Annotated in this window: 27 protein-coding genes and 1 pseudogene; 13 read left to right on the top strand and 15 right to left on the bottom strand. The window is 71.2% G+C overall.

Annotation, left to right across the window (positions count from 1 at the left end; genetic code table 11):
• Nucleotides 1-101 precede the first annotated feature (101 nt).
• Entirely contained in the window at nucleotides 102-584 is a 483-nt protein-coding gene (locus tag ACWDRW_RS38375) for a VOC family protein (protein ID WP_451732608.1), read from the bottom strand.
• Between the two features lie 203 nt (nucleotides 585-787).
• Here ACWDRW_RS38375 and ACWDRW_RS38370 point away from each other — a divergent pair, with 203 nt between their 5' ends.
• Nucleotides 788-1,426 (top strand): ClpP family protease, encoded by a 639-nt coding sequence (locus ACWDRW_RS38370; protein ID WP_451732605.1) that lies wholly within the window; start codon nucleotides 788-790, stop codon nucleotides 1,424-1,426.
• A 2-nt stretch (nucleotides 1,427-1,428) separates the two neighbouring features.
• The gene (locus tag ACWDRW_RS38365) at nucleotides 1,429-2,031 is read left to right on the top strand and encodes a ClpP family protease (RefSeq protein ID WP_451732602.1); all 603 of its coding nucleotides are present in this window, start codon (nucleotides 1,429-1,431) and stop codon (nucleotides 2,029-2,031) included.
• Between the two features lie 18 nt (nucleotides 2,032-2,049).
• On the opposite strand, the gene ACWDRW_RS38360 is transcribed toward ACWDRW_RS38365, so the two are convergent.
• The 3 genes from ACWDRW_RS38360 to ACWDRW_RS38350 all read right to left on the bottom strand — a co-directional run bounded on the left by ACWDRW_RS38360 (nucleotide 2,050) and on the right by ACWDRW_RS38350 (nucleotide 4,308).
• On the bottom strand, nucleotides 2,050-2,439 hold the full coding sequence (locus tag ACWDRW_RS38360) for a helix-turn-helix domain-containing protein (protein WP_451732599.1): 390 nt from the start codon (nucleotides 2,437-2,439) through the stop codon (nucleotides 2,050-2,052).
• Between the two features lie 96 nt (nucleotides 2,440-2,535).
• Nucleotides 2,536-2,988, bottom strand: coding sequence for an ATP-binding protein (locus ACWDRW_RS38355; protein ID WP_451732596.1), 453 nt, complete (start codon nucleotides 2,986-2,988; stop codon nucleotides 2,536-2,538).
• A gap of 99 nt (nucleotides 2,989-3,087) precedes the next feature.
• Nucleotides 3,088-4,308, bottom strand: a complete 1,221-nt coding sequence (locus tag ACWDRW_RS38350; RefSeq protein WP_451732593.1) for a DUF6777 domain-containing protein — start codon at nucleotides 4,306-4,308, stop codon at nucleotides 3,088-3,090.
• Nucleotides 4,309-4,464: 156 nt separating this feature from the next.
• On the opposite strand from ACWDRW_RS38350, the gene ACWDRW_RS38345 reads away from it, so the two are divergent.
• The gene (locus tag ACWDRW_RS38345) at nucleotides 4,465-5,718 is read left to right on the top strand and encodes a streptophobe family protein (protein ID WP_451732590.1); all 1,254 of its coding nucleotides are present in this window, start codon (nucleotides 4,465-4,467) and stop codon (nucleotides 5,716-5,718) included.
• A 56-nt stretch (nucleotides 5,719-5,774) separates the two neighbouring features.
• On the opposite strand, the gene ACWDRW_RS38340 is transcribed toward ACWDRW_RS38345, so the two are convergent.
• The 4 genes from ACWDRW_RS38340 to ACWDRW_RS38325 are packed head-to-tail and all read right to left on the bottom strand — an operon-like array spanning nucleotide 5,775 to nucleotide 10,118.
• Nucleotides 5,775-6,767 (bottom strand): serine/threonine-protein kinase, encoded by a 993-nt coding sequence (locus ACWDRW_RS38340; RefSeq protein ID WP_451732587.1) that lies wholly within the window; start codon nucleotides 6,765-6,767, stop codon nucleotides 5,775-5,777.
• Nucleotides 6,757-7,302: a hypothetical protein gene (locus tag ACWDRW_RS38335; protein ID WP_451732584.1), complete on the bottom strand. Its 546-nt coding sequence runs from the start codon at nucleotides 7,300-7,302 to the stop codon at nucleotides 6,757-6,759. Before ACWDRW_RS38335 ends, ACWDRW_RS38340 begins: the two co-directional genes overlap by 11 nt.
• A gap of 8 nt (nucleotides 7,303-7,310) precedes the next feature.
• On the bottom strand, nucleotides 7,311-9,650 hold the full coding sequence (locus ACWDRW_RS38330; protein WP_451732581.1) for an FHA domain-containing protein: 2,340 nt from the start codon (nucleotides 9,648-9,650) through the stop codon (nucleotides 7,311-7,313).
• A gap of 57 nt (nucleotides 9,651-9,707) precedes the next feature.
• A complete protein-coding gene (locus ACWDRW_RS38325) occupies nucleotides 9,708-10,118 on the bottom strand; it encodes a hypothetical protein (RefSeq protein ID WP_451732578.1) in 411 nt (136 codons plus the stop codon).
• Between the two features lie 262 nt (nucleotides 10,119-10,380).
• Here ACWDRW_RS38325 and ACWDRW_RS38320 point away from each other — a divergent pair, with 262 nt between their 5' ends.
• A complete protein-coding gene (locus tag ACWDRW_RS38320; protein ID WP_451732575.1) occupies nucleotides 10,381-10,665 on the top strand; it encodes a DUF1905 domain-containing protein in 285 nt (94 codons plus the stop codon).
• Between the two features lie 65 nt (nucleotides 10,666-10,730).
• Nucleotides 10,731-11,634: pseudogene (locus tag ACWDRW_RS38315) on the top strand (aldo/keto reductase).
• A gap of 109 nt (nucleotides 11,635-11,743) precedes the next feature.
• On the opposite strand, the gene mgrA reads toward ACWDRW_RS38315, so the two are convergent.
• The gene (gene mgrA / locus ACWDRW_RS38310; protein WP_451732573.1) at nucleotides 11,744-12,736 is read right to left on the bottom strand and encodes an L-glyceraldehyde 3-phosphate reductase; all 993 of its coding nucleotides are present in this window, start codon (nucleotides 12,734-12,736) and stop codon (nucleotides 11,744-11,746) included.
• Between the two features lie 127 nt (nucleotides 12,737-12,863).
• On the opposite strand from mgrA, the gene ACWDRW_RS38305 reads away from it, so the two are divergent.
• Complete coding sequence (locus ACWDRW_RS38305; protein ID WP_451732570.1) at nucleotides 12,864-13,751, top strand: LysR substrate-binding domain-containing protein; 888 nt, start codon at nucleotides 12,864-12,866, stop codon at nucleotides 13,749-13,751.
• Nucleotides 13,752-13,778: 27 nt separating this feature from the next.
• Complete coding sequence (locus ACWDRW_RS38300) at nucleotides 13,779-14,288, top strand: mycothiol transferase (protein ID WP_451732567.1); 510 nt, start codon at nucleotides 13,779-13,781, stop codon at nucleotides 14,286-14,288.
• On the opposite strand, the gene ACWDRW_RS38295 is transcribed toward ACWDRW_RS38300, so the two are convergent.
• The gene (locus ACWDRW_RS38295) at nucleotides 14,276-15,340 is read right to left on the bottom strand and encodes an adenosine deaminase (protein ID WP_451732564.1); all 1,065 of its coding nucleotides are present in this window, start codon (nucleotides 15,338-15,340) and stop codon (nucleotides 14,276-14,278) included. The genes ACWDRW_RS38300 and ACWDRW_RS38295 overlap by 13 nt on opposite strands.
• A gap of 45 nt (nucleotides 15,341-15,385) precedes the next feature.
• A complete protein-coding gene (locus ACWDRW_RS38290) occupies nucleotides 15,386-15,772 on the bottom strand; it encodes a VOC family protein (protein ID WP_451732561.1) in 387 nt (128 codons plus the stop codon).
• A 155-nt stretch (nucleotides 15,773-15,927) separates the two neighbouring features.
• Here ACWDRW_RS38290 and ACWDRW_RS38285 point away from each other — a divergent pair, with 155 nt between their 5' ends.
• Together ACWDRW_RS38285 and sph are read left to right on the top strand one after the other, a co-directional pair.
• Nucleotides 15,928-16,386: a pyridoxamine 5'-phosphate oxidase family protein gene (locus ACWDRW_RS38285; RefSeq protein ID WP_451732558.1), complete on the top strand. Its 459-nt coding sequence runs from the start codon at nucleotides 15,928-15,930 to the stop codon at nucleotides 16,384-16,386.
• A gap of 119 nt (nucleotides 16,387-16,505) precedes the next feature.
• Nucleotides 16,506-17,492, top strand: coding sequence for a sphingomyelin phosphodiesterase (gene sph, locus ACWDRW_RS38280; RefSeq protein ID WP_451732555.1), 987 nt, complete (start codon nucleotides 16,506-16,508; stop codon nucleotides 17,490-17,492).
• Between the two features lie 33 nt (nucleotides 17,493-17,525).
• Here the strand turns inward: sph and ACWDRW_RS38275 are convergent, their stop codons facing one another.
• Genes ACWDRW_RS38275 through ssuE form a run of 4 tightly spaced genes read right to left on the bottom strand, consistent with a single transcriptional unit; the run spans nucleotide 17,526 to nucleotide 20,582 of the window.
• Nucleotides 17,526-17,954 carry a hypothetical protein gene (locus ACWDRW_RS38275; protein WP_451732552.1) on the bottom strand — a complete coding sequence of 143 codons (429 nt, stop codon included), beginning with the start codon at nucleotides 17,952-17,954 and terminating at the stop codon, nucleotides 17,526-17,528.
• Nucleotides 17,951-18,808, bottom strand: a complete 858-nt coding sequence (locus ACWDRW_RS38270; protein WP_451732549.1) for a glutathione S-transferase C-terminal domain-containing protein — start codon at nucleotides 18,806-18,808, stop codon at nucleotides 17,951-17,953. The genes ACWDRW_RS38275 and ACWDRW_RS38270 overlap by 4 nt, the downstream gene beginning before the upstream one ends.
• A 31-nt stretch (nucleotides 18,809-18,839) precedes the next feature.
• Nucleotides 18,840-19,988: an LLM class flavin-dependent oxidoreductase gene (locus ACWDRW_RS38265; protein WP_451732546.1), complete on the bottom strand. Its 1,149-nt coding sequence runs from the start codon at nucleotides 19,986-19,988 to the stop codon at nucleotides 18,840-18,842.
• Nucleotides 19,989-20,024: 36 nt separating this feature from the next.
• Nucleotides 20,025-20,582, bottom strand: coding sequence for an NADPH-dependent FMN reductase (gene ssuE, locus ACWDRW_RS38260; RefSeq protein WP_451732543.1), 558 nt, complete (start codon nucleotides 20,580-20,582; stop codon nucleotides 20,025-20,027).
• A gap of 813 nt (nucleotides 20,583-21,395) precedes the next feature.
• Here ssuE and ACWDRW_RS38255 point away from each other — a divergent pair.
• The 4 genes from ACWDRW_RS38255 to ACWDRW_RS38240 form a co-directional block, all read left to right on the top strand.
• Nucleotides 21,396-21,920 carry a winged helix-turn-helix domain-containing protein gene (locus ACWDRW_RS38255; protein WP_451732540.1) on the top strand — a complete coding sequence of 175 codons (525 nt, stop codon included), beginning with the start codon at nucleotides 21,396-21,398 and terminating at the stop codon, nucleotides 21,918-21,920.
• 13 nt (nucleotides 21,921-21,933) lie between these two features.
• Nucleotides 21,934-23,163, top strand: coding sequence for an acyl-CoA dehydrogenase family protein (locus ACWDRW_RS38250; protein WP_451732537.1), 1,230 nt, complete (start codon nucleotides 21,934-21,936; stop codon nucleotides 23,161-23,163).
• 315 nt (nucleotides 23,164-23,478) lie between these two features.
• Nucleotides 23,479-23,580 carry a putative leader peptide gene (locus tag ACWDRW_RS38245; RefSeq protein ID WP_451732534.1) on the top strand — a complete coding sequence of 34 codons (102 nt, stop codon included), beginning with the start codon at nucleotides 23,479-23,481 and terminating at the stop codon, nucleotides 23,578-23,580.
• 51 nt (nucleotides 23,581-23,631) lie between these two features.
• A partial coding sequence (locus ACWDRW_RS38240) for an ABC transporter substrate-binding protein (protein ID WP_451732531.1) occupies nucleotides 23,632-24,733 on the top strand: 1,102 nt, incomplete at its 3' end.

Here is a 24,733-nt window from a genome sequence, read left to right as displayed (position 1 = left end):
GCCGGACGAACTCCCACTCTGCATCAGACAGTTCATGGCGACGAATCACCCGACCATGATCCACTAAGCAAGATCAATTGAAGACACGACCTAGCCCCGGCTCACTCGCCCGCGTGCGCCTTCTCCAGGGCCGCGATGTCGAGCTTGCCCATGCCGAGCATCGCCTGGGTCGCGCGCTGCGCCTTGGCCGGGTCGGGGTCGGTCACGAGGGCGTCGAGGCGGTCCGGGACGACCTGCCAGGACACCCCGTACCTGTCCTTGAGCCAGCCACAGGGGCCGGGCTCGCCGCCACCCTCGATGAGCTTGGTCCAGTAGTAGTCGATCTCCTCCTGGTTCTCGCAGAAGATCATGAAGGAGACGGCTTCGTTGAACTTGAACTGCGGGCCGCCGTTGAGCGCGAGGAACCGGTGGCCGTTGGCCGTGAACTCCACGGTCATCACGGTCCCGGCCTGGCGCATCGAGCCCTCGGGGTAGCGGGCGATCTTGCCGACGCTGGAGTTCTTGAACACCGAGACGTAGTAGTGGGCGGCTTCCTCGGCCTGGTCGTCGAACCAGAGACACGTGGTGAAACCGGTGCCGGCCATGAGTACCTCCTGGAGCGTGGATTCGCTGACATCTGTGTCGACCGCTCCTCTTCGCGAAACTCATCGGTCGTGCCCCGACTCGAAGGGGTGAACGGGGCGCTCTGCTGTGGGCAGATCTGCCGCGGGCAGAGAAATACCTGGTGGGGTGGGTTCGCGGTGAACAGTGAAGGGGACGGCAATCCACGCCACGACGAGGAGATCCGATGACTCCACTCACCGCGCTCACCCCCCGGGCGGAGGAGGGTGACACCCTGCCCTCCCGGTTCGACGACCAGTTGGCCGCCCAGTTGCTGGGGCAGCGGATCGTGCTGCTGGGCACCCAGGTCGACGAGGTCTCCGCGAACCGGGTCTGCGCCCAGTTGCTGATCCTGTCCGCCGAGGACCCGCGCACCGACATCAGCCTGTACATCAACAGTCCCGGCGGCTCGGTCTACGCGGGGCTCGCCATCTACGACACCATGCGGCTCATCCCCAACGACGTCTCCACGCTCGCGATGGGGTTCGCGGCCAGCATGGGCCAGTTCCTGCTCACCGGCGGTACCCCCGGCAAGCGGTACGCCCTGCCGAACGCGCGGATCATGATGCACCAGGGGTCGGCGGGCATCGGCGGCACCACCGCCGACATCGAGATCCAGGCGGACAACCTGGAGCACACCAAGCGGGAGATGGAGCGGCTCCTCGCCGAGCACACGGGCCAGACCCCGGAGACCATCTCCCGGGACGGCGACCGCGACCGCTGGTTCACACCCGAGGAGGCCAGGGAGTACGGCATGGTGGACCGGGTCGTGGAGTCCCTCGCGGACGTCCGCCCGGCCGCCTCGAAGCGACGGATGGGGCTGTGACCATGGCGAACTACACGATTCCCTACGTCGTCGAGCGGACCACGCACGGCGAGCGCTCCTCCGACGTGTTCAGCCGGCTGCTGTCGGAGCGGATCATCTTCCTCGGCACGGAGATCGACGACGGCGTCGCCAACGTCGTCATCGCGCAACTCCTCCATCTGGAGTCGGCGGCGCCGGAGCGCGAGATCGCGATCTACATCAACTCCCCCGGCGGCTCGTTCACCTCGCTCATGGCGATCTACGACACCATGACGTACGTCCAGGCGCCGATCTCCACGTTCTGTGTGGGACAGGCGGCGTCCACGGCCGCCGTACTGCTGGCCGGAGGGGATCCGGGGCGGCGGTCCGTGCTGGAGCACGCGCGGGTGCTGCTCGGTCAGCCCGCGGCCGGCGGCAGCCGGGGGGCGATCTCCGATCTCGCGCTGCAGGCCAAGGAGATGGTCCGGATCCGCTCCCAGGTCGAGGAGGTGCTGGCCCGCCACACCCACCACGACGTAGCGACCCTGCGCGCCGACATGGACCGCGACAAGGTGTTCACCGCCGAGGAGGCGGTGGCGTACGGGCTGGCCGACCAGGTGATGAGCCGGCGCCTCGCCGGGGTGTGAGGCGCCGGGTCGCGGTCGTCAGGCGGCGAGGCAGAGTCCGTCGTACGACGAACCGGCCGTGCCGCGGCTGCGGACGGCGCTGTGCCGGCTGGTGAGCCGGACCAGCTCGCCCTGGGCCCGGGACAGCAGGTCGCCGAGGCCGAGTCCGAGGGCGTGGGCGGCGGCCGCGAGGACCTCCGAGGAGGCCTCCTTGCGGCCGCGCTCCACCTCGGAGAGGTAGGGCATCGAGATCCGGGCGGCGTCGGCCACGTCCTTCAGGGTGCGCTCCTGGGCGAGCCGCTCCCGGCGCAGGACGTCACCGATCAGGTCCCTCCACAGGGGTTCCCTCGGCGCGGCCTTGGCGGGTTCCTGGCCCGCGGGCGGGCGCAGCGGGATGACTCGGGCTTGGTTCGGCGCTTGGTCGGTCACCTTCCCAGCCTAGGAGCCACGGCCGCCGTGGGAAGGGATCAGCGTTCCGCCCTGAGGGAAATCGCCGTGCGCGAACGGGGGTTGGCCCCGTCACCCTCATGCGGATCGGAGTGACACCACGGCGCGGACCCGCTTGCCGACCGGGACCCGTTCGACGGCGACGTCGGTGGCCAGGGCGTGGACTATCTCCAGACCGTGCCGGCCGATGCGCTGGGGGTCCCGGGGAAAGCGGCGGGGCAGCGCGGCGCTGCTGTCGTAGACGGACACCGTCACCTTCGCGTCGGTGCCCTCCAGATCGAGGATGTACGGGCCGTTGCTGTGCCGGTCGGCGTTGGTGACCAGCTCACTGACGACCAGGAGGACCTCTTCGTGGGTCCGGTCGCCGATGTCGGCGCACCATTCGGTGCGCAGTCGGTCCAGGAATGCGGCGGCGAAGGCCCGCGCCTCCGCGATGCACCCGGGTTCACCGGTGTAGTGGGTCGCCCGTCGGAGAGGTTCCACGGGCACGTCGAAACCAGCTGGAATAACTGCCCCGTCGTGTTCGATCATGCGTTTCTCTCTCGGAAGCCGGCCCCGGCCGGACACTGCTGCACCAGGGCTCGTACCCCGTGTCGCGCCCGGCAGTCCCCGTCCCGGAAGCCGGTTGCGTCACACCGGCGGCGAGAGCGGGCTGGCGCTCGAGGGCAGGGACTCGGACGCCGTGTCGGTCGCGTCGGACGCGGGCGGCACCTGCGGGGAGGAGGTGGGGGGCGTCTCCGGTTCCGGCGACTCGGGGGCCGGCGGCTCCGAACTGGGCGACGTGTCCGGCGCGGAGGGCTTCGTCGAGGTCGGCGGGCAGGTGGTCGCGTCATCGGTGGGCGGCGACGGACAGGACGTCGTGGTGCCCGGGGACGTCGAGGTCGACGGCGGTGTGGTCGTCGACGGCGAGGGCTGACGGGCGGGCGGGGCCGTCTTCTGGTCCTTGCCGCCGGTGTCGCCGGTCTTCCGGTGGAACCAGTCGCCGTGCTCGGGGTCGTACACCGTGAAGACTTCGATGACGACCGTGGACGGCGCGACCACGACGACGTTCGCGGAGTTGTACGACGGCCAGGAGTCGCCGGTCGGCTTGGGCGCGGTCTGCTGGGCGACCGGCTCGGTCAGCGGGTTGCCGCAGGCGCAGCGCACCCGGGGCACGCCGCGGTCGTCGACGAGGACGGCGGTGCCGGTCTGCAGGACGGCCTGGTAGGGGGTGGCCTCGCCGTCGCGGTAGCCGTGGTTGGTGACGCGGGTGTCCATGCGGAGCTGGACGGGAGTCAGGCCGCGCAGGTAGGCCGGTACGTCGGAGGGCTCGACGGCGGCGACGGAGGCGAACGCCTGGTTCTTCGCCGGCGCCGCCTGAAGCGCCTTGATCTGCTTCTCCACGTCGCAGCTGGCCACCTTGCGGGTGCCGCCGTACAGGCCCGGGGCGCCGCCGTCGACACCGCGCACCGTGTTGGCGGTGGCGGTGGGGCTCGGGGTGGCCGGGGAAGGGGTGACGGGCGGGGCGGAGCTGTCCGTGGCCGTGGACTCGGTGAAGGGGTCGGGGCCGGTCTTGCCCGCGGCCTGGAGGAAGACCTCGCCGCCGCCCGCGGTGGAGCCCCCGCCGCCACCGCCGCCGCGGCTGAAGACGAGGGCGAGCACCACCGCGGCCACGACCACCGTGGTCAGCACGGCGATCCGGGGCACGGACCGCCACCAGGGGCGGCCGGGGCGGGGTTCCGGCCCCGGGGTCGGCCCGCCACCGCTGCCCGGGGGCTGCGAGGGAGGGCCCGACGGCGGCTGCGAGGGACCGGACAGCGGCCCCGAGGGGGGTCCTGTGGGTCGGCCGGAAGACGGAGGTTCGACGCTCACGAGCCCTTCCTCCCGATACGGACCGGGGGTCGTTCACCCCAATAGTCGCGTTTTTCCTCGTCACCATTGTGTGCTCCTGCCCGGCACGGTCCGCAAGCCGACGCGGACGGACCCTCCCGGCGGGCGGGCCGCGCGGGTGCTGCTTAGCGTGGCGGTGTGAGCGCGCGAACCCCCTCCGACCAGGCAAGGGCCCGCCATGGCTGGCCGCAGGCCGTCGTCGCGGTGCTGGCCGGGCTGCTCGCCATGGGGATCGTCGCGGCGCTGGGCCTGTGGGCAGCGGGCGCGACGGACCTGCCCGAGAACGCCTTCCCCCGGGTCGTCGCCGCGACCGTGGTCACCGCCGTGGGCGGCACCGTCGAGATGTCGGGCGACGCCGGAGGGCTCGCCGAGTCCGACGCCGGCCTCACCGTCATCCCGCTGTCCGTCACCCTCGCTGGAGCCCTGGCGATCGCCGCCGGCTTCCTGCGGCCGCTGCGGCACCGTGCGGTGGCCGGGGCCGGCGAGCTGGCGGGCTGGGCGGCCCGGGTCGCCGTGCTGTGGCTGCTGGCGTTGCTCGGTGTGGCCCTCGCGGCCCGGCAGGACTTCACGATCTCCCTCGGCGACGACACCCTCGGCGACCTCGGTGAGCTCTTCGGTGTGTCGCCGAAGGTCGGCTTCCGCGCGGACGTCCCGCTGACCCTGTTCTTCGGCGTCCTGTGGCTCGTCGGCGTCCTCGTCCTGGCCCTGCTGGTGTCCCGGGGCGCCCCGCTGCCACCGGGACTGCTGCGGTTCCAGGAGTCGGTGCGCCCGGCGGCGTACGCGATGGTCCTGCTGCTCCTCGCCTGCGTCGCCCTGGGCGTCGTCATCGGTGTGATCGTGGCCGTGACCCGCGGCCACGCGGCGGAGACGTTCGCCGTTCTCCTGCTCGGCCTGCCGAACCTGGTGTGGCTGGCGCTCACGATCGGCCTCGGCGCCACCTGGGAGGGCAGGGTCGACGGCCCGTTCGGGCTGCCCATGCCCCATGTCCTGGACGAGGTGCTGCGCGGCTCGGACACCGCGACCCTGAACCTCGCCACGCTCGCCGATCACGACAGCCGCGTGTGGTGGCTGGTGGTGGCGGACGCGGTACTGATCCTGGCGGCGGCCTTCGTGATGGCGGCCCGCTCCCCCCGTCGGATGCGTGCCTGGCAGCACGCGGTGCACATGGCGGTCGCCCTGGCCCTGACGGTGCTGATGATCTGCCTCGTCTGCAGGATCTCCGCCCACTACGGCCTGTCGGTGCTGGGCATCGGAGACCTGGGGGGCGACCTCGGCGGGGAGCTCTTGCTGGAACCGCAGGTATGGGGGGCGCTGGGCTTCGCGCTGCTGTGGGGTCTGGTGACGGGGTTCCTGGGGGCACTTTTGGCCCGACCTGTGCGAAGGCGTCCCTGACGGCAGCGAGGGGGACCGCGCGGCAGGCCCCCACCGGCTCGCGGCCGCACCACCGCTCAGTACCCGGACCCGAAGAACGCCTCGGCCCACCTGGGCGGCGCCTTAGGCCCCTCCGCCAGCCCCAACGGCACCCCCGCATCCACCCGTGTGGCCGGATGAGCCCCCTCCTCGCCGCCTCGCAGAGCGACCCGCAGCGCCGCCACGAAGGCGAGGCACGACTCGTGCCGGTCGTCCGGGCTCTTCGCCAGGGCCTTGAAGAACACCGAGTCCACCTGTGAGGGCAGGTCCGGCCGCCCCACGCTCAGCGGCGGCGGCTCGTCGTACTGGTGCGCCCACAGCAGCGCCATGTCGTCCTCCCGCCGGAACGGCGGCTGCCCCGTCAGGCACTCGTGGACGACGCAGGCGAACCCGTACACGTCGCACCGCGCGTCGACCGGCTTGCCGGAGATCTGTTCCGGCGCCACGTAGTCCAGCGTGCCGACGAACTGTCCGACCGTGGTGAACCCGGTCAGGGACAGCGACTTCTTCGTCAGCCCGAAGTCGGTCAGATAGGCGTGCTCGGGGTGGTCGCTGTCCGTGCCGCGGGCGACCAGGATGTTGCCGGGCTTCACGTCCCGGTGGACCAGACCGTGCTCATGGGCCGCGTCCAGCGCCGACGCCACCTGCGCGGCGATGCGCACGGCCGTCGCGGGCGGCAACGGGCCCTGCCGGTCCAGCAGATGGCGCAGATCGCTGCCGGAGACGTACCGCATGGCGATGTACAGCACGCCGTCCGTCTCACCCGCCTCGAACACCGGCACGATGTGCGGGTGGTCGATCGAGGCGGCGGCCCGGGACTCGTGGGTGAAGCGCTGGCGGAAGGTGTCGTTGCGGGCGAGTTCGGGGGCCAGCAGCTTGAGCGCGACCGTGCGTTCCAGGCGCAGGTCGAGGGCACGGTAGACGACGGCCATGCCGCCGCGGCCGATCTCCCCCTCGATGCGGTACCCGGCGACCGTCCGGCCGATCAGCTCGGAGGGCCGGCCCGAGAACAGGCTCGTGTCACGGGCCATCAGGGGTCACCACCTGGGTGGCGGCATGGCCGGTGTCCTCGGCGGCGGCGCGGGGCCCCTCGTCCGTGGTGTAGGTGCTCAGGCTCAGCCCGTCGGCGTACGCCCATCGCCCGTGCTCGGCGTCGTAGAGCCACACGTGCTCGCCCTCGACGACCACCCCGATCCGCAGGCCGCGTGTGCGGTCCCGGAAGGACGCGCCGTCCAGGGCGCCGGCCGCCAGGTCCTCCAGCGCGGCCCGGTAGCGAGCCAGGGTCTGTTCGGCGCGGCCGAGCTGGGGGCGGGGGTCGGCGGTGCGGGCCAGGGCGGCGTCGGGGGCCGGCGGGTCCTGGGGTACGGCGACCAGGTGGCGTCCGTCGACCCAGGCCGACCAGCCGTTGGCACACAGGACGTGCCCCCAGTCGCCGCGCCGTTCGACGACCTGGACCGGGAGCAGGGGGTCGAGCGGGACGGTGGGCCGGGCCGGGTCGGGCCCCTCCCAGGCGGGCATCCCGTGGGCGGGGACGACGTGGGTGGGCCGGAATCCGGGGGTCGCCATGGAGTGCCCTACTTCCGCATCACGACGGGTTCCTGGCGGCGCAGCAGCCGGGCGACCACCCAGCCGAAGACCACCGACAGCACGATCAACATGCCGATGTTGAGCAGCCACACGCCCGCCGAGTGCTCGAACAGCGGGTCACCGGTCAGGTCACCAGGCACGATCTTCGCCAGATCGACGGTTCCGGCCATCGCGCCGAGCGCCCAGCGCGAGGGCACCAGCCAGGCGAGCTGCTCCAGACCGGGGACGCCGTCCAGCTTCAGCAGGGCGCCGCAGAACACCACTTGGACGATGGCCAGCAGCACCAGCAGCGGCATCGTCACCTCTTCCTTGCGCACCAGCGCGGAGACCAGCAGGCCGAGCATCATCGCGGTGAAGGCCAGCAGGGCGACGGCGATGGTGATCTCGGCCAGCGGTGGCATCAGCACCCCCTCGCCGCCCGGGGCGTTGAGGTCGACGCCGAGCAGGCCGACCAGCGTCAGCACCACGGCCTGGAGCACCGTGACCGTGCCGAGGACCACGATCTTGGACATCAGGTACGCCGATCTGGACAGGCCGACGGCTCTTTCGCGCCGGTAGATCACGCGTTCCTTGACGAGTTCGCGCACGGCGTTCGCCGCTCCCGTGAGGACCGCGCCGACACACAGGATGAGCAGCGCGTTCATGGCGGTGTCCCGGGTCAGCTCGCTGCCGGCCAGGGCGCGGGCCATGGCGCCCATCACGAACGGCAGGGCGATCATGATGGCGAGGAAGGTGCGGTCGGCGCTGAGGGCGGTCGTGTAGCGGCGGATCAGGGTGCCGAGCTGCGCGCCGCGGCTGCGCGGCCGTGGGGGCGGGGTGATGACGACCGGGCCGGAGCGGTCCAGCCGCGGCTGTGCGGTGGCGTCGGCGACGTAGCGGCGGTGCAGGGGCGAGGTGGTGTAGTCGCCGGCCCAGTCGCGCTCCTGGTCGGCCTCGAACGCCTCGAAGGCCTCCGGCCACTGCTCGAAGCCGAAGAAGGCGAGGGCGTCCTCGGGCGGACCGTAGTAGGCGATCTTGCCGCCCGGCGCGAGGACCAGGAGGCGGTCGCAGACGTCGAGACTGAGGACGCTGTGGGTGACGACGATGACGGTCCGCCCGTCGTCCGCCAGGCCCCGCAGCATGTGCATGACCGAGCGGTCCATGCCGGGGTCGAGTCCCGAGGTCGGCTCGTCGAGGAAGAGCAGGGAGGGCTTGGTGAGCAGCTCCAGGGCCACGCTGACGCGCTTGCGCTGGCCGCCGGAGAGGCTGTGCACGGGCTGTCCGGCACGCTGTCCGAGGCCGAGTTCGCCGATGACCTCGTCGACCCGGGCCCGGCGTTCGGCCTTGGCGGTGTCCTGCGGGAAGCGAAGCTCGGCGGCGTAGGACAGGGCGCCGCGGACGGTGAGCTGGGCGTGCAGGATGTCGTCCTGCGGGACCAGGCCGATGCGCTGGCGCAGCTCGGCGTAGTCGCGGTAGAGGTCGCGGCCGTCGTAGACGACCGTGCCGTGGTCGGCGGGTCGCTGTCCGGTGAGGGCGTTGAGCAGGGTGGACTTTCCCGCGCCGCTCGGTCCCACGACCGCGAGCAGGCACTTCTCCCCCACGGGAAAGGAGACGTGGTCCAGGAGGGTCTTGCGGCCGTGGTCGACGGCGACCGTGAGGTCCTGCACCTCCAGGGAGACCTCACCGGTGTCGACGTACTCCTGGAGCTCGTCTCCGACCAGGCAGAACGCCGAGTGCCCGATACCGATGACGTCGCCGGGGAGCACCGGAGCGGCGGTGACGGAGCCGCCGTTGAGGTAGGTGCCGTTGTGGCTGCCCAGGTCGGTGATCTCGTAGCCGCCGTCCGGCAGGGCGCGCAGCTCGGCGTGGTGGCGCGAGACGACCAGGTCGTCGAGGACGAGGTCGTTGTCGGGGGCGCGGCCGATGCGGATGGTGCGGGCGGGCAGCGGCCGTACGCTCGTCGGCTGCCGGAAGGTGCCGGTGAGCGCCGGCATCGAGACGGCCGAAGGGCGTTCCGGTACGGGTTCGGGGCGGCGCAGCAGCCGGGCGCGGGGGCCGTCGGCGGGGTTGCCGAACCGGATCTCGGTACCGGGGCCGACGTCCCACTCGTGGACCCGGTGGCCGTCGGTGTAGGTGCCGTTGGTGCTGTTCTCGTCCTGGAGCGTCCAGTGGTCGGTCTCGGGGTGCAGGACCGCGTGATGCCAGGAGACACGGGCGTCGTCGATGACGATGTCGCTGAGCGGGTCCCGTCCGACGTGGTAGTCCCGGCCCGGGGTCATCACGGTGGACCCCGACTCGGTCTCCAGCACGAGCACGGGCGCAGTCGGTGCGAGAGGTCGCTCCACCATGCCAAGATTCTACCGATTAGCCCACTTGTGTGCCTGGCGCGAGAGATCCGCGACGGCTCAGCCGACGGGCATGACCAGGGCGGGGATGGTGCGCTGCATCCGCAGGGCGTCGACGGACTCGGCGAGCAGTTCGTATTCCGTGGTCTCGTCGAACGTGGCGATGCGGACCAGCCGTCCGGCGGCCAACTGCTCGGCAACCAGCTCCTGTTGACCGTCGTCCGCGCACCAGGCGCGCAGTACGGCAGGCACGTCGGGGACGGTGTCGGCGACCGGCACGAGGGCGCTCGGCGGGAAGTGCTGGGCCTCGGGGTGCGGGTCGAGGCGCTCGGCGATCCAAGAGGCGCGGTCGCGCAACCACCACAGTGCGAGGGCCAGGGTGGGCGCCCGGTAGGTGCCGAGCGGTACGCCGATACGACGGCCGGCGCAGGTGCCGTACGCGGTGACATGGCACAGGAATTCGTCGTGCACGTCTCACTCCCCCGTGGCGCTTCTCGCCTGCGGACCGGGCCTCGCTTTCCGTGCGGCTCAAATGCTGTGCGTGATGGGGCCTTCGCTCCGCGTGAAGGTCCCTCTTCAGTTGAGTATGTTCACTACTGAATCACTGTCACCATGACTTTCCGGCCAGTCTCCTGGCATATTCACCGCCATTGGTGGCCGAAACGTGATGGGTGCGCGTCAACCTGCGCATACTGAGAGAGTCCCACCGCGATCACCGTGAGCGGAGACGATCATGGGCAGTACCGGAAAACTGGACGTAAGCTTCACCGCCGTGCTGCGCAAGCGGCCCGAGAAGGGCAGCTGGACCTGTGTCCTGTGGCCCGATTCGGTCGACTTCTTCGGCACCCGCGGCCTGGTCAAGGTCCGCGGCACCATCGACGGCCACCCCTTCCGCAGCTCCTTCATGGCCCTCGGCGACGGTACGCACATGCTGCCCGTGAAGGCGGAGGTGCGCCGGGCGATCGGCAAGGAGGAGGGCGACACGGTGACGGTCACCCTGGAGGAACGCCTCGGTTGACTTGGCGCGCGCTCCAGTACCCAGCGTCACGGACGAACGGTTCCGAACGCCAGGGAGGCAGCACCATGACCGACGTCCCCACCCGACGCCTGGGCGAACTCACGGTCTCCGCGCAGGGGTTGGGTTTGCATGGGCATGAGTCACGGATACGGCGGCAGCGACGACGACGCCTCGATCGCCACCCTGCACCGCGCCCTCGACCTCGGGGTCACCCTTCTCGACACCGCCGGCTTCGCCGCGCCCATGTCGTCCTCGCGACCAGGTTCGGCTTCGCCAACCGGGTGGGCGTGCCCGCGAGGATCCGCGGCGACGCCGCCCATGTGCGCACCGCGTCGACCCGGACGTGCCCATTGAGGAGTCCGTCGGCGCCACGGCCGAGCTGGTCCGGGCGGGGAAGGTCCGCCACCTCGGCCTGTCCGAGGCGAGCGCCGCCACCCTCCGCCGGGCGCACGCGGTGCATCCCATCTCCGCGCTGCAGAGCGAGCGGTCCCTGTGGACCCGGGACCTGGAGGCCGAGACCGCACCGGTCTGCCGGGAGCCGGGGATCGGCGTCTCTGCCGGGAGCCGGGGATCGGCGTCGTCCCCTTCTCGCCGCTCGGCCGCGGCTTCCTGAGCGGCCGGTACAGCTCGGTCCGGGAGCTGGCGGACAACGACGTACGGCGGGGCCAGCCGCGCTTCGCCGACGGCAACCTCGAACGCAACCTCGCGATCGTGGCCCGCCTGGAGGAGCTGGCCGCCGCGAAGGGCGTCACCGCCGGTCAGCTCGCCCTGGCCTGGGTACAGCACCGGGGCGAGGACGTGGTGCCGATCCCCGGCACCCGGCGGCAGAAGAACCTGGAGGAGAACCTCGCGGCCCTGACCGTGCGGCTGTCCCCCGAGGACCTGGCCGCGATCGAGGCCGCCGCACCGGCCGAACGAATCGCGGGCGACCGCTACGACGCGACCAGCCTCACCCTCGTCGACCGCTGACGACGGGCGACCGGGGACTGACTGCTGACAACCGCCTACCGGCTACCGGCAGCTGACGGTCCCGGAGGGTTGCCCCGGTGGCGGCTGCCCGCCACCGGGGACGGCTCCTCTAGGCCTTGATCACCGCGTCGATCCGGTCCAGCTCCTCCGCGTCGAAGTCCAGGTTGCCGATGGCCGCGACGCTGTCCTCGATCTGACGGGCGCTGCTCGCGCCGACGAGAGCGGAGGTCACCCGGCCGCCGCGCAGCACCCAGGCGAGGGCGAGCTGGGCCAGGGACTGCCCACGGGACTTGGCGATCTCGTCGAGCGCGCGGAGCTTGCCGACCAACTCCTCGGTTACCGCCTCGGAGTCGAGGAAGGGGCTGTCGCTCGCGGCGCGGGAGTCCTCCGGGATGCCGTTCAGGTAGCGCCCCGTCAGCAGACCCTGCTCCAGCGGGGAGAAGACGATCGAACCGATCTGGAGCTCGTCCAGGGCGTCCAGCAGCCCCTCGTCCTCCGGGCGCCGGTCCAGCATGGAGTAGCGCGGCTGATGGATCAGGAGCGGGGTGCCCAGCTCACCGAGGATGCGGGCGGCTTCCCGGGTCTGCTCCGCGGAGTAGTTGGAGACGCCGACGTAGAGCGCCTTGCCCTGCTGCACGGCCGAGTGCAGCGCGCCCATCGTCTCCTCCAGCGGAGTCTCCGGGTCCGGGCGATGCGAGTAGAAGATGTCCACGTAGTCCAGGCCCATCCGCTGCAGGCTGCGGTCCAGCGAGGACATGAGGTACTTGCGCGAGCCCCACTCGCCGTAGGGGCCGGGCCACATCAGGTATCCGGCCTTGGTGGAGATGACGAGTTCGTCGCGGTACGGCGCGAAGTCCGCCTTCAGTGCCTCGCCCAGCGCCGACTCCGCGGACCCGGGCGGCGGGCCGTAGTTGTTGGCCAGGTCGAAGTGGGTGACGCCGAGGTCGAAGGCGCGGCGCAGGATCGCGCGCTGGGTCTCGACGGTGCGGTCGGGTCCGAAGTTGTGCCACAGGCCGAGCGACAGGGCGGGGAGCTTGAGACCGCTGCGTCCGGTGCGCCGGTAGGGCATGTCCGCGTAGCGGTCGGGGTGTGCGGTGTACAACGCGACTCCAGAGGGGTGGGCACGGTGGAACCAGGTTCCCTGAAAACCGGTGTCCACTCTTTCGTGACCTGTGGGCATCGGTCCAACAGAAGAATCCGATGGAATTCAGCGGATACGCTTCTCAGTCATGGAACTGCGCCAACTCCAGCACTTCGTCGCGGTCGCCGAGGACCAGCATTTCACCCGGGCCGCCGAACGGCTCATGGTCTCCCAGTCGGGCCTGTCGGCGTCGATCCGCTCCCTGGAGAGGGAGCTGCGGGCCCCGCTGTTCGTCCGCACCACGCGCAGCGTGACCCTGACTCCGGCCGGGCGGGCGCTGCTCGGCGAGGCGGAGCGGATCCTCGCCCAGGTGCGGACAGCCCATGAGGCGGTCGCCGCGGTGCAGGGCGTGCTGCGCGGGATGCTGGCGCTGGGCTCCGAGCAGTGCATCGCGGGCGTGCATGTGGCGGGACTGCTCGCGGCGTTCCGGCGGCGCCATCCGGACGTGGAGATCTGTCTGCGGCAGGCGGGCTCCGGGGCGCTCGCGGAGGAGGTCGCGGCCGGGCGCCTCGACCTGGCCTTCGCCGTCCGCGCGGCGCGGGAGGACACCGAGCAGCTGCGTGCCGTACCGCTGACCAGTGAGCCCATGACCGTGCTGTGCCATCCCAGTCACCGGCTCGCGGACGCCGCGGCCGCGGTCACGCTGGAGGAGCTGGGCGGCGAGGTGTTCGTGGACTTCCACCCGGACTGGGGACCCCGGCGGACCACGGACGCCGCGTTCGCCGCCGCGGGCGTACGACGGACGGTCGCCCTGGAGGTGAACGACGTGCACGGTCTGCTGGACCTGGTGGACGAGGACCTCGGCATCGCCGTCGTACCGCGCCACTTCCGGCACAAGCGGGAGTCACTGACCGCGCTGGAGGTGAAGGGCTCCGGCGAGCGGGTGTACGAGACGGTCGCCCTGCTGCCGTCCCCGCAGGCCACCAGCCCGGCGGCCCGGGCGCTGATGGAGCTGTTGGAGGGAGAAGGCGCGTGAGGCCCCGCTTTGCGGGATGGTGGAGCCATGCATGCCAAGGACATCCTCATCGACGGGTTCAACCGCATCCAGGAAGAAGTCCACGCCACCGTCGAGGGCCTCGGCCCCGACGACCTGCACGCCCGGCCGGAGCCCGACGCCAACTCCATCGGCTGGCTGGTCTGGCATCTCACCCGGGTCCAGGACGACCACGTCGCGGACGCCTTCGAGCTGGACCAGGTGTGGCTCGCCCAGGACTTCCAGAAGACCTTCGGACTCGACCTGCCCCGCCACGACACCGGGTACGGGCACACCGCGGCCAAGGTCGACAAGGTGCGGGTCGACTCCGGTGACCTGCTGACCGGGTACTACGACGCCGTGCACGCCCAGACCCTCGGGGCGCTGCGCCAGCTGGCCGCCAGGGATCTGGAACGCGTCGTGGACGAGCGCTGGGACCCGCCGGTGACCCTCGGGGTACGGCTGGTCAGCGTCCTGTCCGACGATCTGCAGCACATCGGACAGGCCGCCTACGTGCGCGGGCTGCTTCAGAGCGCGTAACCGGGCAGGACGACGTCCTCGATGAGGGCGTTGCGCTCGTCGAACGGGATGAACGCGCTCTTCAGGGCGTTCACCGTGACCGCGCGCAGGTCCTCGAGCGTCCAGCCGGCCTCCTCGACCAGCAGGGACATCTCGCGGGTCATCGTCGTGCCCGAGACCAGCCGGTTGTCGGTGTTGAGGGTGACCCGGAAACCGAGGTCCTTCAGGGCGGTGATGGGGTGCTCGGCTATCGAGGTGGCGGCGCCGGTCTGGAGGTTGGAGGTCGGGCACATCTCCAGGGCGATCCGGCGGTCGCGCACCCAGCCCGCCAGGCGGCCCAGCTTGCCCTCGACGATGTCGTCGGTGATCCGCACACCATGGCCGAGGCGCTGGGCGCCACAGATCTGGAGCGCCTGGTGGATGCTCGACAGACCGTCGGCCTCACCGGCGTGGATGGTGAATGGCACGTTCTCGCGGCGCAGGTGCTCGAAGGCGGCGAGGTGGTCGGCGGCCGGGAACCCCGCCTCGGCGCCGGCGATGTCGAAGCCGACGACACCGGCGTCCCGGAAGGCCACGGCGAGGTCCGCGGCCTCGCGCACCCGGTCGAACATCCGCATCCCGCACAGCAGCGTGCCCACCCGCACCGGGGTGCCGGCGGCCGCGGCCTTCGCCATACCGGCGGCGAGGCCCTCCTGGACGGTCTCGACGACCTCGGCGAGGCTCAGCCCGCCCCGGGTGTTCAGCTCGGGGGCGTAGCGCACCTCGGCGTAGACGACCCCGTCGGCGGCCAGGTCCAGCACGTACTCCTCGGCGACGCGCAGCAGGCCCTCGCGGTTCTGCATGACGGCGAGGGTGTGCTCGAAGGTGGCGATGTAGCGCACCAGGTCGCCGGAGTTCGCGGCCTCGAAGTACCAGGCGGCGAGCTCGTCCGGGTCCGTCGTGGGCAGGGTGTGGCCGACGGTGGCGGCGAGCTCCACGACGGTGGCGGGGCGCAGGCCGCCGTCCAGGTGGTCGTGCAGGACGGCCTTCGGGAGGCGACGGATCACATCGAGGTCTACGCGCGTAGCGGTCATGGTGGGTCTTTCCTTGGGCGGGGCGGTTCGAGAAGCGGAGGAGCGTCAGCCGGCGGGCTGGAGCAGGTCCCAGCGGTTGCCGTACAGGTCCTGGAAGACCGCGACCGAGCCGTAGGGCTCGTGGCGCGGCTCCTCCAGGAAGGTCACGCCCGCGGCGAGCATCCGGGCGTGGTCGCGGGCGAAGTCGTCGGTGTGCAGGAAGAAGCCGACCCGCCCGCCGGTCTGGTCGCCGACCCGGGCACCCTGGACCTCACCCTTGGCGCGCGCGAGGAGCAGGCCGGTGCCGTGGTCGCCGGGGGCCACGACGACCCAGCGGGAGCCGTCGGGACGCGGGGCGTCCTCGACGAGCCGGAAGCCGAGAGCCTCGGTGTAGAAGCGGATCGCCTCGTCGTAGTCGTCGACGACGAGGGTGACCAGGGCGATACGACTCATCGGTGCCTCTCGGGACGTGCGGTTGACGGGAGAGGTTATACGTAAAACCTGCCGCACGCCAGTCCATAGGCCAAGTCCCCGGCCGCCGGCCCTACGACCGGGCCTAGGACCGCGGCCCGAGGCGCCCGGGCACGGTGATCGGTAGCGTCCCGGCCATGACGATCAACGGCACCCCCCGCACCCCCGAACAGCGCAGACGCGACGTCCTGCGACGGCTGGAGCGCGAGATCGACATCTGGGTCGCCACGGCGGACGCCGACGGGGTGCCGTGCCTGGTGCCGCTGTGGTTCGCCTGGGACGGCGAAGCGCTGTGGCTGTCGACACGGACCGGCAACCCGACGGGCCGGAACCTGCGGGACGGCGGGCGGACCCGGCTGGCCCTCGGCGACACCCGGGACGTGGTGCTCATCGACGGCGACGTCTCGGTGTTCCCGTCCGAGCAGGTGCCGGCCGCGGCGGCGGAGGGCTTCCTGGCGAAGACCGGGTGGGACCCCCGCGCGGACAGCTCCTCGTACGCCTTCTTCCGGGTGCGCCCGCGGGCGGTGCAGGCCTGGCATGAGGTGCGGGAGCTGACGCAGCGGCATCTCATGCGAAACGGAATCTGGCTTGTCTGAACAACTTCCGTCCGTACGTCCCCGCGCCATCTCTTTCCCGTAAATGCGTTACCTGAGAGTAACCCCTGATGGTTTGATGTGCGACGCCACTCAACACCCTTCAATCACAGGGAGATCCAGTGACGCTCATCGCACACCGCCGTGCACAGGGCTCGGCCGTGCTCGCGTTCACGCTCGCCGCCGTCGGACTGGCGGGCGCGGCGCCCGCCGCGTCGGCCGCCGAGCAGACGCCGCCGCTCAAGGTGCTGTCGTACAACGTCTTCCTGTTCAGCAAGTCCCTGTACCCGAACTGGGGCCAGGACCACCGGGCCACCGAGATAGCCAAGGCGCCCTTCGTCCAGGGCAACGACGTCGTGGTGCTCCAGGAGATGTTCGACAACTCCTCCTCGGAGGCGCTGAAGGGCTCCCTCGCCGGGCAGTACCCGTACCAGACGCCGGTGATGGGCCGCAGCAAGACCGGCTGGGACGCCACGGGCGGGGCCTACTCGGCGACGACGCCGGAGGACGGCGGGGTCACGATCCTCAGCAAGTGGCCGATCCTGCGCAAGGAGCAGTACGTCTACAAGGACGCGTGCGGCGCCGACTGGTGGTCCAACAAGGGCTTCGTGTACGTCGTCCTCAACGTCAACGGCACCAAGGTGCACGTCGTCGGCACGCACGCCCAGTCCACCGACCCGGGCTGCGACGCCGGTGAGGCCGCCGCGACGCGCAGCCGCCAGTTCAAGGCGATCGACGCCTTCCTGGACGCCAAGAGCATCCCGGCCGGTGAGCAGGTGCTGGTCGCCGGTGACATGAACGTCGACTCGCACACCGCCGAGTACGACACGATGCTCTCCGACGCCGGTCTGGTCGGCACCGACGCCCGCACCGGCCACCCGTACTCCTTCGACACGCAGGACAACTCCATCAGCAGCGAGCGCTACCCGGACGACCCGCGCGAGGACCTCGACTACGTCCTGCACCGCGCCGGCCACGCCCGTCCCACCGTGTGGAAGAACGACGTGATCAAGGAGCAGAGCGCGCCCTGGACGGTGTCCAGCTGGGGCACGGACTACACCTACACGAACCTGTCCGACCACTACCCGGTGATCGGTTCGGCGAGCTGACCGACCCGCGGGCCGGGGAGGCGGACGAGCGGCTCAGCGCCGTGCCCCCTCCCCGGCCGGCAGTTCGTACGACCGCACCCGATGGGTGTGCTCGTGGGTCATCGTCGTGATCAGCAACTCGTCGGCTCCTGTCGCCTCCTGCAGCCGTTCGAGTTGGCCGGCGACCTTGGCGGGGGTGCCGACGAACCGGGTGTCGACGCGGTCCCGCACGAGGGGCCGGTCCGCCTCGGTCCACTCGTGGGCGCGGGCCTGCTTCAGGGTGGGGCACGCGATGGCGCCCTCGGCCTTGACCAGGCCCAGGCCCAGGCGGTAGCGGAGCGTCGGGCCCTCGGAGTCTGCGCGGAACACGCCCTGTTCCTGGAGGAGCGGGACGACGCGGTCGGCCGAATCGGCCCGGCGACCGTCGGTGGACAGGTCCCGGGGGCCGCCGGCGCACGCCAGGTTCCGGGGCCGACGGGTCATCGGCCCGCGTGGGAGGCCCACTCCAGGATCTGGACCGCCGCTCCCGCGGCCTCCAGGCCTTGGCACCGGGCGTGATGGCGGCGGGCGATGCCGTCGAGGTCGAGGTGGCAGCCGAGGGCGGGATGGGCGGTGAGGCGGCGGGCGTAGGCCCAGAGGGCGGGGTGCTCGGCGATGCGCCGTACCGCCGCCGCGTCGAGGTGGATGCGGTGGACGGTGTCGAGGCGTACCAGGGTCACCCACAACTGGACGTCGGCGGCGGTGAGCTGATCCCCGATCATGAACTCGCGGCCGTACAGCCACCGTTCCAGGGCGTCCAGCGTGTCGGTCAACCGGTCGAGCGCCCCGGCCCGTTCCGCCGGGCCGGCGTCGGCCGAACCGGCGAGCTGGGCGGCTTGGTCGATACCGAGGGCGCACATCCGCTCGACGGCCTCGATCTCCGCCTCAGCGCAGCACGGGTGGAGTCGAGCCCCGCCGCTCCCGTCGAAGCGCCGGGCCAGGTCGCGGGCGATGCCGGGGGCGTGGGTGCTGACGATCCGGCCCGACCAGTCGTCACTGAGGACGGGGGCAGTGGCCGGTCCGGTGTAGTGGTGGGCGCTGGCGTCGTACAGCGGGCGCAGGGCGGAGTAACCGCCGTCGGGACAGTCGGGGACGGCGGGCAGCAGGGTGGCCGGACAGCTGTCGCCCAGGCCCAGGAGGCTGTGGGTGACGGCGATGCGCAGGCCGTCGGGGCAGGCGGTCGTGAGGTGGAGCCGGTAGCGGCCGGGGACGGCGTAGTGGCCGCTCCGGGCGTCCTGGCCGATACGGCCGGTGAAGGGCTGCCAGGTCGGGTGGCCGGACAAAGGTGTTACGGACATGACTCTCCTCGGGGGAGGTGGGAGGAAACCGTCAGATGGTGCCCGCCCCCACGAAGGGGACCTGAGGGCTCGTGCGGGTGCCGAAGGGGTGGCTCCACAAACGCCGAGCCGCCAGCCTTGGAAGCACGCCCTCGCCGAACCAGTACGCCTCTTCCAGATGCGGGTAGCCGGAGAGCACGAACTCGTCGATGCCCAGGTCGGCGTACTCCCTGATCCGGTCAGCCACCTCGTCGTGACTGCCCACCAGCGCGGTGCCCGCGCCACCGCGCACCAGACCGATGCCCGCCCACAGGTTCGGTGCGATCTCCAGGCCGTCGCGGTCGCCGCCGTGCAGGGCGAGCATGCGCCGCTGTCCCACGGACTCGCTGCGGGCCAGACCGGCCTGTACGGCGCGTACTGTCTCCGGGTCGAAACCGTCGAGGAGGCGTCGGGCCTCCGCCCAGGCCTGTTCGGCGGTGTCGCGGGTGATGACGTGCAGCCGGATGCCGAAGCGGAGGGTGCGGCCGCGCCGGGCGGCGAGCTCTCGGATCCAGGCGATCTTCTCGGCGACCTGTGCGGGCGGTTCGCCCCATGTCAGATAGACGTCGACATGGCGGGCGGCGATCTCCCCGGCGAGGGGCGAGGAGCCACCGAAGTACAGCTCGGGAACGGGCTCGGGCAGCCGGGCCAGCTGCGCGTTCTCCACGCGCAGATGCTCACCGTGCAGATCGACCGACTTGCCGTCCCACAACTCCTTGACGACTTCCAGGAATTCGCCTGTGCGGCGGTACCGGTCGTCCTTGTCGAGGAAGTCGCCGTACGCCCGTTGCTCCCGGCCTTCGCCGCCGGTGACGACGTTCAGCAGCAGGCGGCCGCCGGACTGCCGTTGGAAGGTCGACGCCATCTGCGCGGCCAGCGTGGGCGAGACGAAACCGGGCCGGAAAGCGACCAGGAACTTCAGGCGCTCGGTGTGCTGACTGACCATCGCGGTGGTCAGCCACGCGTCCTCGCACCAGGCCCCGGTGGGCGTGAGCACGCCGGTGAAACCCAGGTCCTCCGCGGCGCGGGCGATCTGGCTGAGGTAGCCGACCGTGGGCGGGCGGTCCTGCCCCGAGGCGGTGGCGGGGCTGCCGTGGCCGCCGCCGACGACGTGCCGGCTGTCGCCGTTGGTGGGCAGGAACCAGTGGAACGTGAGGGTCACAAGATCTCCCATCGGGGTCGGGCGAGAGGCGAGCGCTCAGCCGGCGGCGGCGAGCACGCCCGTGCGGCCGCCGAGTGCGAGGGAGAACTGGTCGGTGACCTGGGCCAGGGCCTCGGCCGAGCCCGGCGTGACGGTCAGCGTTCCGTCGTCGGCGACGGTGATGTCCTTGTCCAACGTGAACCAGCCCGGTGTGATGTGGGCCGGGCCCATGGAGTTGAGAACGGGGCGCAGGGCGTAGTCGATGGCCAGGACATGGGCTGTGGTGCCGCCGGTGGCCAGCGGCAGAACGGTCTTTCCGGTCAGGGCGTACTGCGGGAGCAGGTCCAGCAGCGCCTTCAGCAGACCGGAATAGGCGGCCTTGTAGACGGGGGTGCCGATCACGATGCCGTCCGCGCGGTCGAAGAGCGCGGTGGTCTCGACGATCGCCGGGTGCCGGAAGTCGGCTCCCAGCAGTGCCTCGGCGGGAAGGGTGCGGACGTCGAGCGGTATCACCTCGTGCCCCTGGGTCCTGAGGCGGCCGTCGAGGTGGCGGAGCAGCCGTGCGGTGCGGGAGGTGGCGGAGGGGCTGCCGGAGACGGAGAGGATGACGGCCATGGGGAACCTTTCGGAAGTGCGGGGTCAGGAGGCGTTCTTGGGCGGGCTCGGCGCGTTGGTCTCCGACTCGCCCATGGCTTCGTGGGACAGGCCCCCGCGCTTCGAGGAGCTGGGCGCGGGCGCCGTCGTCGATGAATGGTCAGCGCGTCGGTGAGGGTTCGGCAGGCCGTTCTTGAGGTGCTCGTGGTCGTTTGCCGACGGCGGCGACGTGCACGGTGGGGCAGCCGTCGCTGAGCCGTGGGAGGGGCGGTCCTCGTGGGGCCCGGGTGAGCCGGAGGAGGAAGTCCGTGGGACGCGGGGACGGAGCGCGTGGCGGGGTCGAAACCGTCGTGGGTGGCGGCGATGCCGAGGAACTCCACGAGCCGTGGAGACGCGGCCCGCGAGTGGTTCACCGGGAAGGGGAAGGGCCGGTCAGACGGCCCACTGCCGCGTCAGGCGCAACACGCGGCGGACCACACCCGACCGAAGTCGATGTGGTCGCGAGAGACCAGGCGCGGCTGGGGAGGCATGTGACCTATTGAGCAGCGCATTTGGCTTTCCGTCAAGCGGCGCCCGAATGCCGGAACGCCACCACGGGAGCCCTTCTCTACCTTTCCTATCGAGTTACTAGGAAAGCCTTGACGCGGGTCGGCGTCGCTCCGCAGGATGTGACCATGCCCCACACGCAGCAACGACTCGTACGTCGTCGGCACGTCGACTTTGGTCACGTCGTCAGTGCCGCCTGCTGTCGCGTGTGAGGCAGGCCTCGCGCGCTGCCGCTCCGCTCCTTCCCCGGGGGTAGGCCCCCTCCACGTTTTCCCGAAGGACGACGCCATGACCACGGCACTTCCCACTCCCACCCCGCTGTCCGACGTACGCCATCTGCGCCTGGTGGACGACCTTCCGCAGGATGCCGCCGGGGCACCCGGTTCCCCGGCCCTCGTCGGCTATCTCGTGATGGTGCCCGAGGGCACCGATCCCGCCGAGCTCTTCGCCAGGGCGGGCGTGCGCCCGGTGGCCGCACGCCGGCCGGAGGGCGAGGCCGTACACATCGACGCCGCCCGCCATGTCGCGGTGGTCGACGGACAGGAACTGGACCTCACCTACCTGGAGTTCGAGCTGCTGGCACACCTCGTCCGGCACCCCCAGCACGTGCACACGCGTGAGCGGCTGATGGCGGAGATCTGGGGCTACGACCACGTCGGCGACGGCCGCACCGTGGACGTCCACATCGCGCGGCTGCGCCGCAAGCTGGGTGCGGCCCACCGGGACCGGATCGTCACGGTGCGCAGCGTCGGCTACAAGTACGTGCCCGGCCGCCGCGTCACCCCCGACACCGCCCTTCGCGGCCGACCCTGAGGAGGCCCCTTCCATGGGCGCAGCCCCTGCTCCGTCCCGTCCGGCCCCGGAATCCGGCCCGCCCGGGCCCGACCGGGCGCACTGGCTGCGCGTGGCCCGGGAGACGGCGGACGACCTGGCCACGGACGCGGTGGCCAGGGAGCAGGCGGGCAAAGCCCCCTTCGACGAGGTCTCCCGGCTCCGCGAGGCGGGATTACTCACCCTGCTGATCCCGGCCGAGCTCGAGGGCGGCGGCGCCGACTGGCGCACCGCTTTCGCGGTCGTCCGGGAGATCGCCGCCGCCGACGGCGCCATCGCCCAACTCCTCGGCTGTCACTACGTCATGGCGTTCAGCGCCCGCCTCTTCGCCGAACCGGCGCTCGCCGCGAGGGTCGAGCGGCGGTCGGCCGCCGAACTGTGGTGCTGGGCCGGGGGGCTCGGCGGCCAGGAACCGCGAGTGACGCTGATGCCGTCGGGCGAGGGGTACGTGCTCAACGGCCGGCAGACCTACGCCACCGGCGTGCTCGTCGCCGACCAGCTGTGCGTACGGGCCGTGCGCGCCGACACCGGTGAGCCGTTCGCCGTCGTGGCCGATCCCACCCGTTGGGGGATACGGATCGAGGACGACGCCGACCCCTTCGGCGGGCGGCTCGCCGCCGGGGGGAGCGTGGAGTTCGACGGGGTACGGATCGGCGCCGACGAGGTGCTGGGCTCCCTGTCGGCCGACGAGGACGTCCTCACCCCGGCCGCGTCACTGGCCTCGCCGCTCGGTCGGCTCGTCTCGGTCCACCTGCGGCTCGGCATGGCGGAGGGGGTGCTGGCGGAGGCCCGCGAGTACAGCAGGGCCGGGCACTCCTCCTGGCACCCGGAGCGGACGGCCGGCTCACCCCGGGACCCTGGGACGCTGACGGCCTACGGCGAACTCACCGTCCTCACCCGCTCCGCCGCCGCACTCGCCGCCGAGGCGCTGTCGGCCCTGGAGAACGGGCTGCGTCTCGGCGCGGACCTCACCTATGACGAGTGGGCCGAGATCTCGGTCCTGGTGGCCGTCGCCGAGGCCGCCGCCACCAAGGCCGCCCAGGAGACCACGGCCCGAGCCCTCGACGTCGTCGGGCCCCGCTCGGCCTCCGCCCGCTTGGGCCTGGACCGATTCTGGCGCAACGCCCGGACGCACACTCTGCACGAACCCGTGGCCCCCCGGCTGCGTGACGTCGGCGCCTACTTCCTCAACGGGGAGCACCCGCCGTTCACGCTGCCGGCGTGAGACGGCGCCGAGGCGACAGCCGCCGTCGGAGGGCGTGCGGTCATTCCTTGGACGACGGCGGGTCGGTCAGCAGAAAGGTACGGCGTCCTTGATCGCCGTACACCGGGGGATCATCGAGCGCCCAACAGGCCATGGAGGAAGAGGAGTTGCCTATTCGCCGCCCTGTTCGAACCATGCGCCACTCCTGCTTCACATCTCACTAAGCGAGATCCGGTCGTCCAGCATGTGAAAGCCCTCTTGGGACACCGCCCGCCTTCTGCCACGATCCCTAGCAACCAGGTAGGGAAACTAGGAATCGACGGGGGGTAGCCAGTCATGAGCACACGTGTGCGCGCCGCGCTGTCCAGGCCCCTGCTGACCTCCCGCCGCCACATCGATTTCCTTCGTACGTCGAGCGCCATCTGTCGACCCTTCTGAGGTCCTTCGCTCCGTACGTCCAGTTCCACCTCACCCCGAGAGGACACACCTGTGTCTGCCGCACGACCGCTCACCACCCTGCGCACCCTCGCCGCGATAGCGGCCCTCCCCCTCCTGCTCACCGCTTGCGGCTACGGCTCCGAGTCCACCGACGACGGCAAGCAGGCCGAGGTCGCGGCGGACGCCAAGAAGCTCTCCGCCGACGAGGTGCGCATCGGCTACTTCCCGAACCTGACCCACGCCAATGCCCTGGTGGGCGTCGAGGAGGGGATCTTCCAGAAGGAGCTCGGCGGTACGACGATCAAGTCCTCGATCTTCAACGCCGGGCCCTCCGAGATCGAGGCGCTCAACTCCGACTCCATCGACATCGGCTGGATCGGCCCCTCCCCCGCCATCAACGGCTACACCAAGGCCGAGGGCAAGAACCTGCGGATCATCTCCGGGTCGGCCTCGGGCGGCGTGAAGCTGGTCGTCAACCCCGACAAGATCAAGTCCCTGAAGGACGTCAAGGGCAAGAAGATCGCCACTCCCCAACTGGGCAACACGCAGGACGTGGCCTTCCTCAACTGGATCGCCGAGCAGGGCTGGAAGGTCGACGCACAGAGCGGCAAGGGTGACGTCTCCGTCGTCCGCACCGACAACAAGGTGACCCCGGACGCCTACAAGTCCGGCTCCATCGACGGCGCCTGGGTGCCGGAGCCGACCGCGTCGAAGCTGGTCGCCGAGGGCGGGAAGGTGCTGCTGGACGAGGCCGACCTGTGGCCGGACAAGAAGTTCGTGATCACGAACATCATCGTGCGACAGGACTTCCTCAAGGAGCACCCGGACGTGGTCGAGGCCGTGCTGCGCGGCTCGGTGAAGACCAACCAGTGGATCAACGCCAACCCGGACAAGGCCAAGGCCTCCGCCAACAAGGCCCTGGAGCGGGAGTCCGGCAAGGCCCTGCCCGCCGAGGTCATCGACCCGGCTTGGAAGTCGATCGCGTTCCTCGACGACCCGCTGGCCGCGACCCTCGACACCGAGGCCGAGCACGCGGTGCAGGCGGGTCTGCTGGAGCAGCCCGATCTCCGGGGCATCTACGACCTCGCCCCGCTGAACAAGGTCCTCGAGGCCGAGGGCCTGGACGCGGTCGACGACGCCGGTCTCGGCATCA

It is taken from the genome of Streptomyces sp. NPDC003635 (assembly GCF_053587635.1).
The sequence above is the reverse complement of the archived record's forward strand: the minus strand, read 5'-3'. Positions and strand labels throughout refer to the sequence as shown.

Coding starts and splice junctions, on each gene's coding strand:
- ACWDRW_RS38295 (WP_451732564.1), bottom strand. CDS start 15,340: ATGACCGCTACGCGCGTAGACCTCGATGTGATCCGTCGCCTCCCGAAG.
- ACWDRW_RS38370 (WP_451732605.1), top strand. CDS start 788: ATGACTCCACTCACCGCGCTCACCCCCCGGGCGGAGGAGGGTGACACC.
- ACWDRW_RS38340 (WP_451732587.1), bottom strand. CDS start 6,767: ATGGCCCGTGACACGAGCCTGTTCTCGGGCCGGCCCTCCGAGCTGATC.
- ACWDRW_RS38255 (WP_451732540.1), top strand. CDS start 21,396: ATGACCACGGCACTTCCCACTCCCACCCCGCTGTCCGACGTACGCCAT.
- ACWDRW_RS38300 (WP_451732567.1), top strand. CDS start 13,779: ATGCATGCCAAGGACATCCTCATCGACGGGTTCAACCGCATCCAGGAA.
- ACWDRW_RS38245 (WP_451732534.1), top strand. CDS start 23,479: ATGAGCACACGTGTGCGCGCCGCGCTGTCCAGGCCCCTGCTGACCTCC.
- ACWDRW_RS38275 (WP_451732552.1), bottom strand. CDS start 17,954: ATGACCCGTCGGCCCCGGAACCTGGCGTGCGCCGGCGGCCCCCGGGAC.
- ACWDRW_RS38330 (WP_451732581.1), bottom strand. CDS start 9,650: ATGGTGGAGCGACCTCTCGCACCGACTGCGCCCGTGCTCGTGCTGGAG.
- ACWDRW_RS38355 (WP_451732596.1), bottom strand. CDS start 2,988: ATGATCGAACACGACGGGGCAGTTATTCCAGCTGGTTTCGACGTGCCC.
- ACWDRW_RS38290 (WP_451732561.1), bottom strand. CDS start 15,772: ATGAGTCGTATCGCCCTGGTCACCCTCGTCGTCGACGACTACGACGAG.
- ACWDRW_RS38270 (WP_451732549.1), bottom strand. CDS start 18,808: ATGTCCGTAACACCTTTGTCCGGCCACCCGACCTGGCAGCCCTTCACC.
- ssuE (WP_451732543.1), bottom strand. CDS start 20,582: ATGGCCGTCATCCTCTCCGTCTCCGGCAGCCCCTCCGCCACCTCCCGC.
- ACWDRW_RS38305 (WP_451732570.1), top strand. CDS start 12,864: ATGGAACTGCGCCAACTCCAGCACTTCGTCGCGGTCGCCGAGGACCAG.
- ACWDRW_RS38320 (WP_451732575.1), top strand. CDS start 10,381: ATGGGCAGTACCGGAAAACTGGACGTAAGCTTCACCGCCGTGCTGCGC.
- ACWDRW_RS38375 (WP_451732608.1), bottom strand. CDS start 584: ATGGCCGGCACCGGTTTCACCACGTGTCTCTGGTTCGACGACCAGGCC.
- ACWDRW_RS38285 (WP_451732558.1), top strand. CDS start 15,928: ATGACGATCAACGGCACCCCCCGCACCCCCGAACAGCGCAGACGCGAC.
- ACWDRW_RS38335 (WP_451732584.1), bottom strand. CDS start 7,302: ATGGCGACCCCCGGATTCCGGCCCACCCACGTCGTCCCCGCCCACGGG.
- ACWDRW_RS38365 (WP_451732602.1), top strand. CDS start 1,429: ATGGCGAACTACACGATTCCCTACGTCGTCGAGCGGACCACGCACGGC.
- ACWDRW_RS38250 (WP_451732537.1), top strand. CDS start 21,934: ATGGGCGCAGCCCCTGCTCCGTCCCGTCCGGCCCCGGAATCCGGCCCG.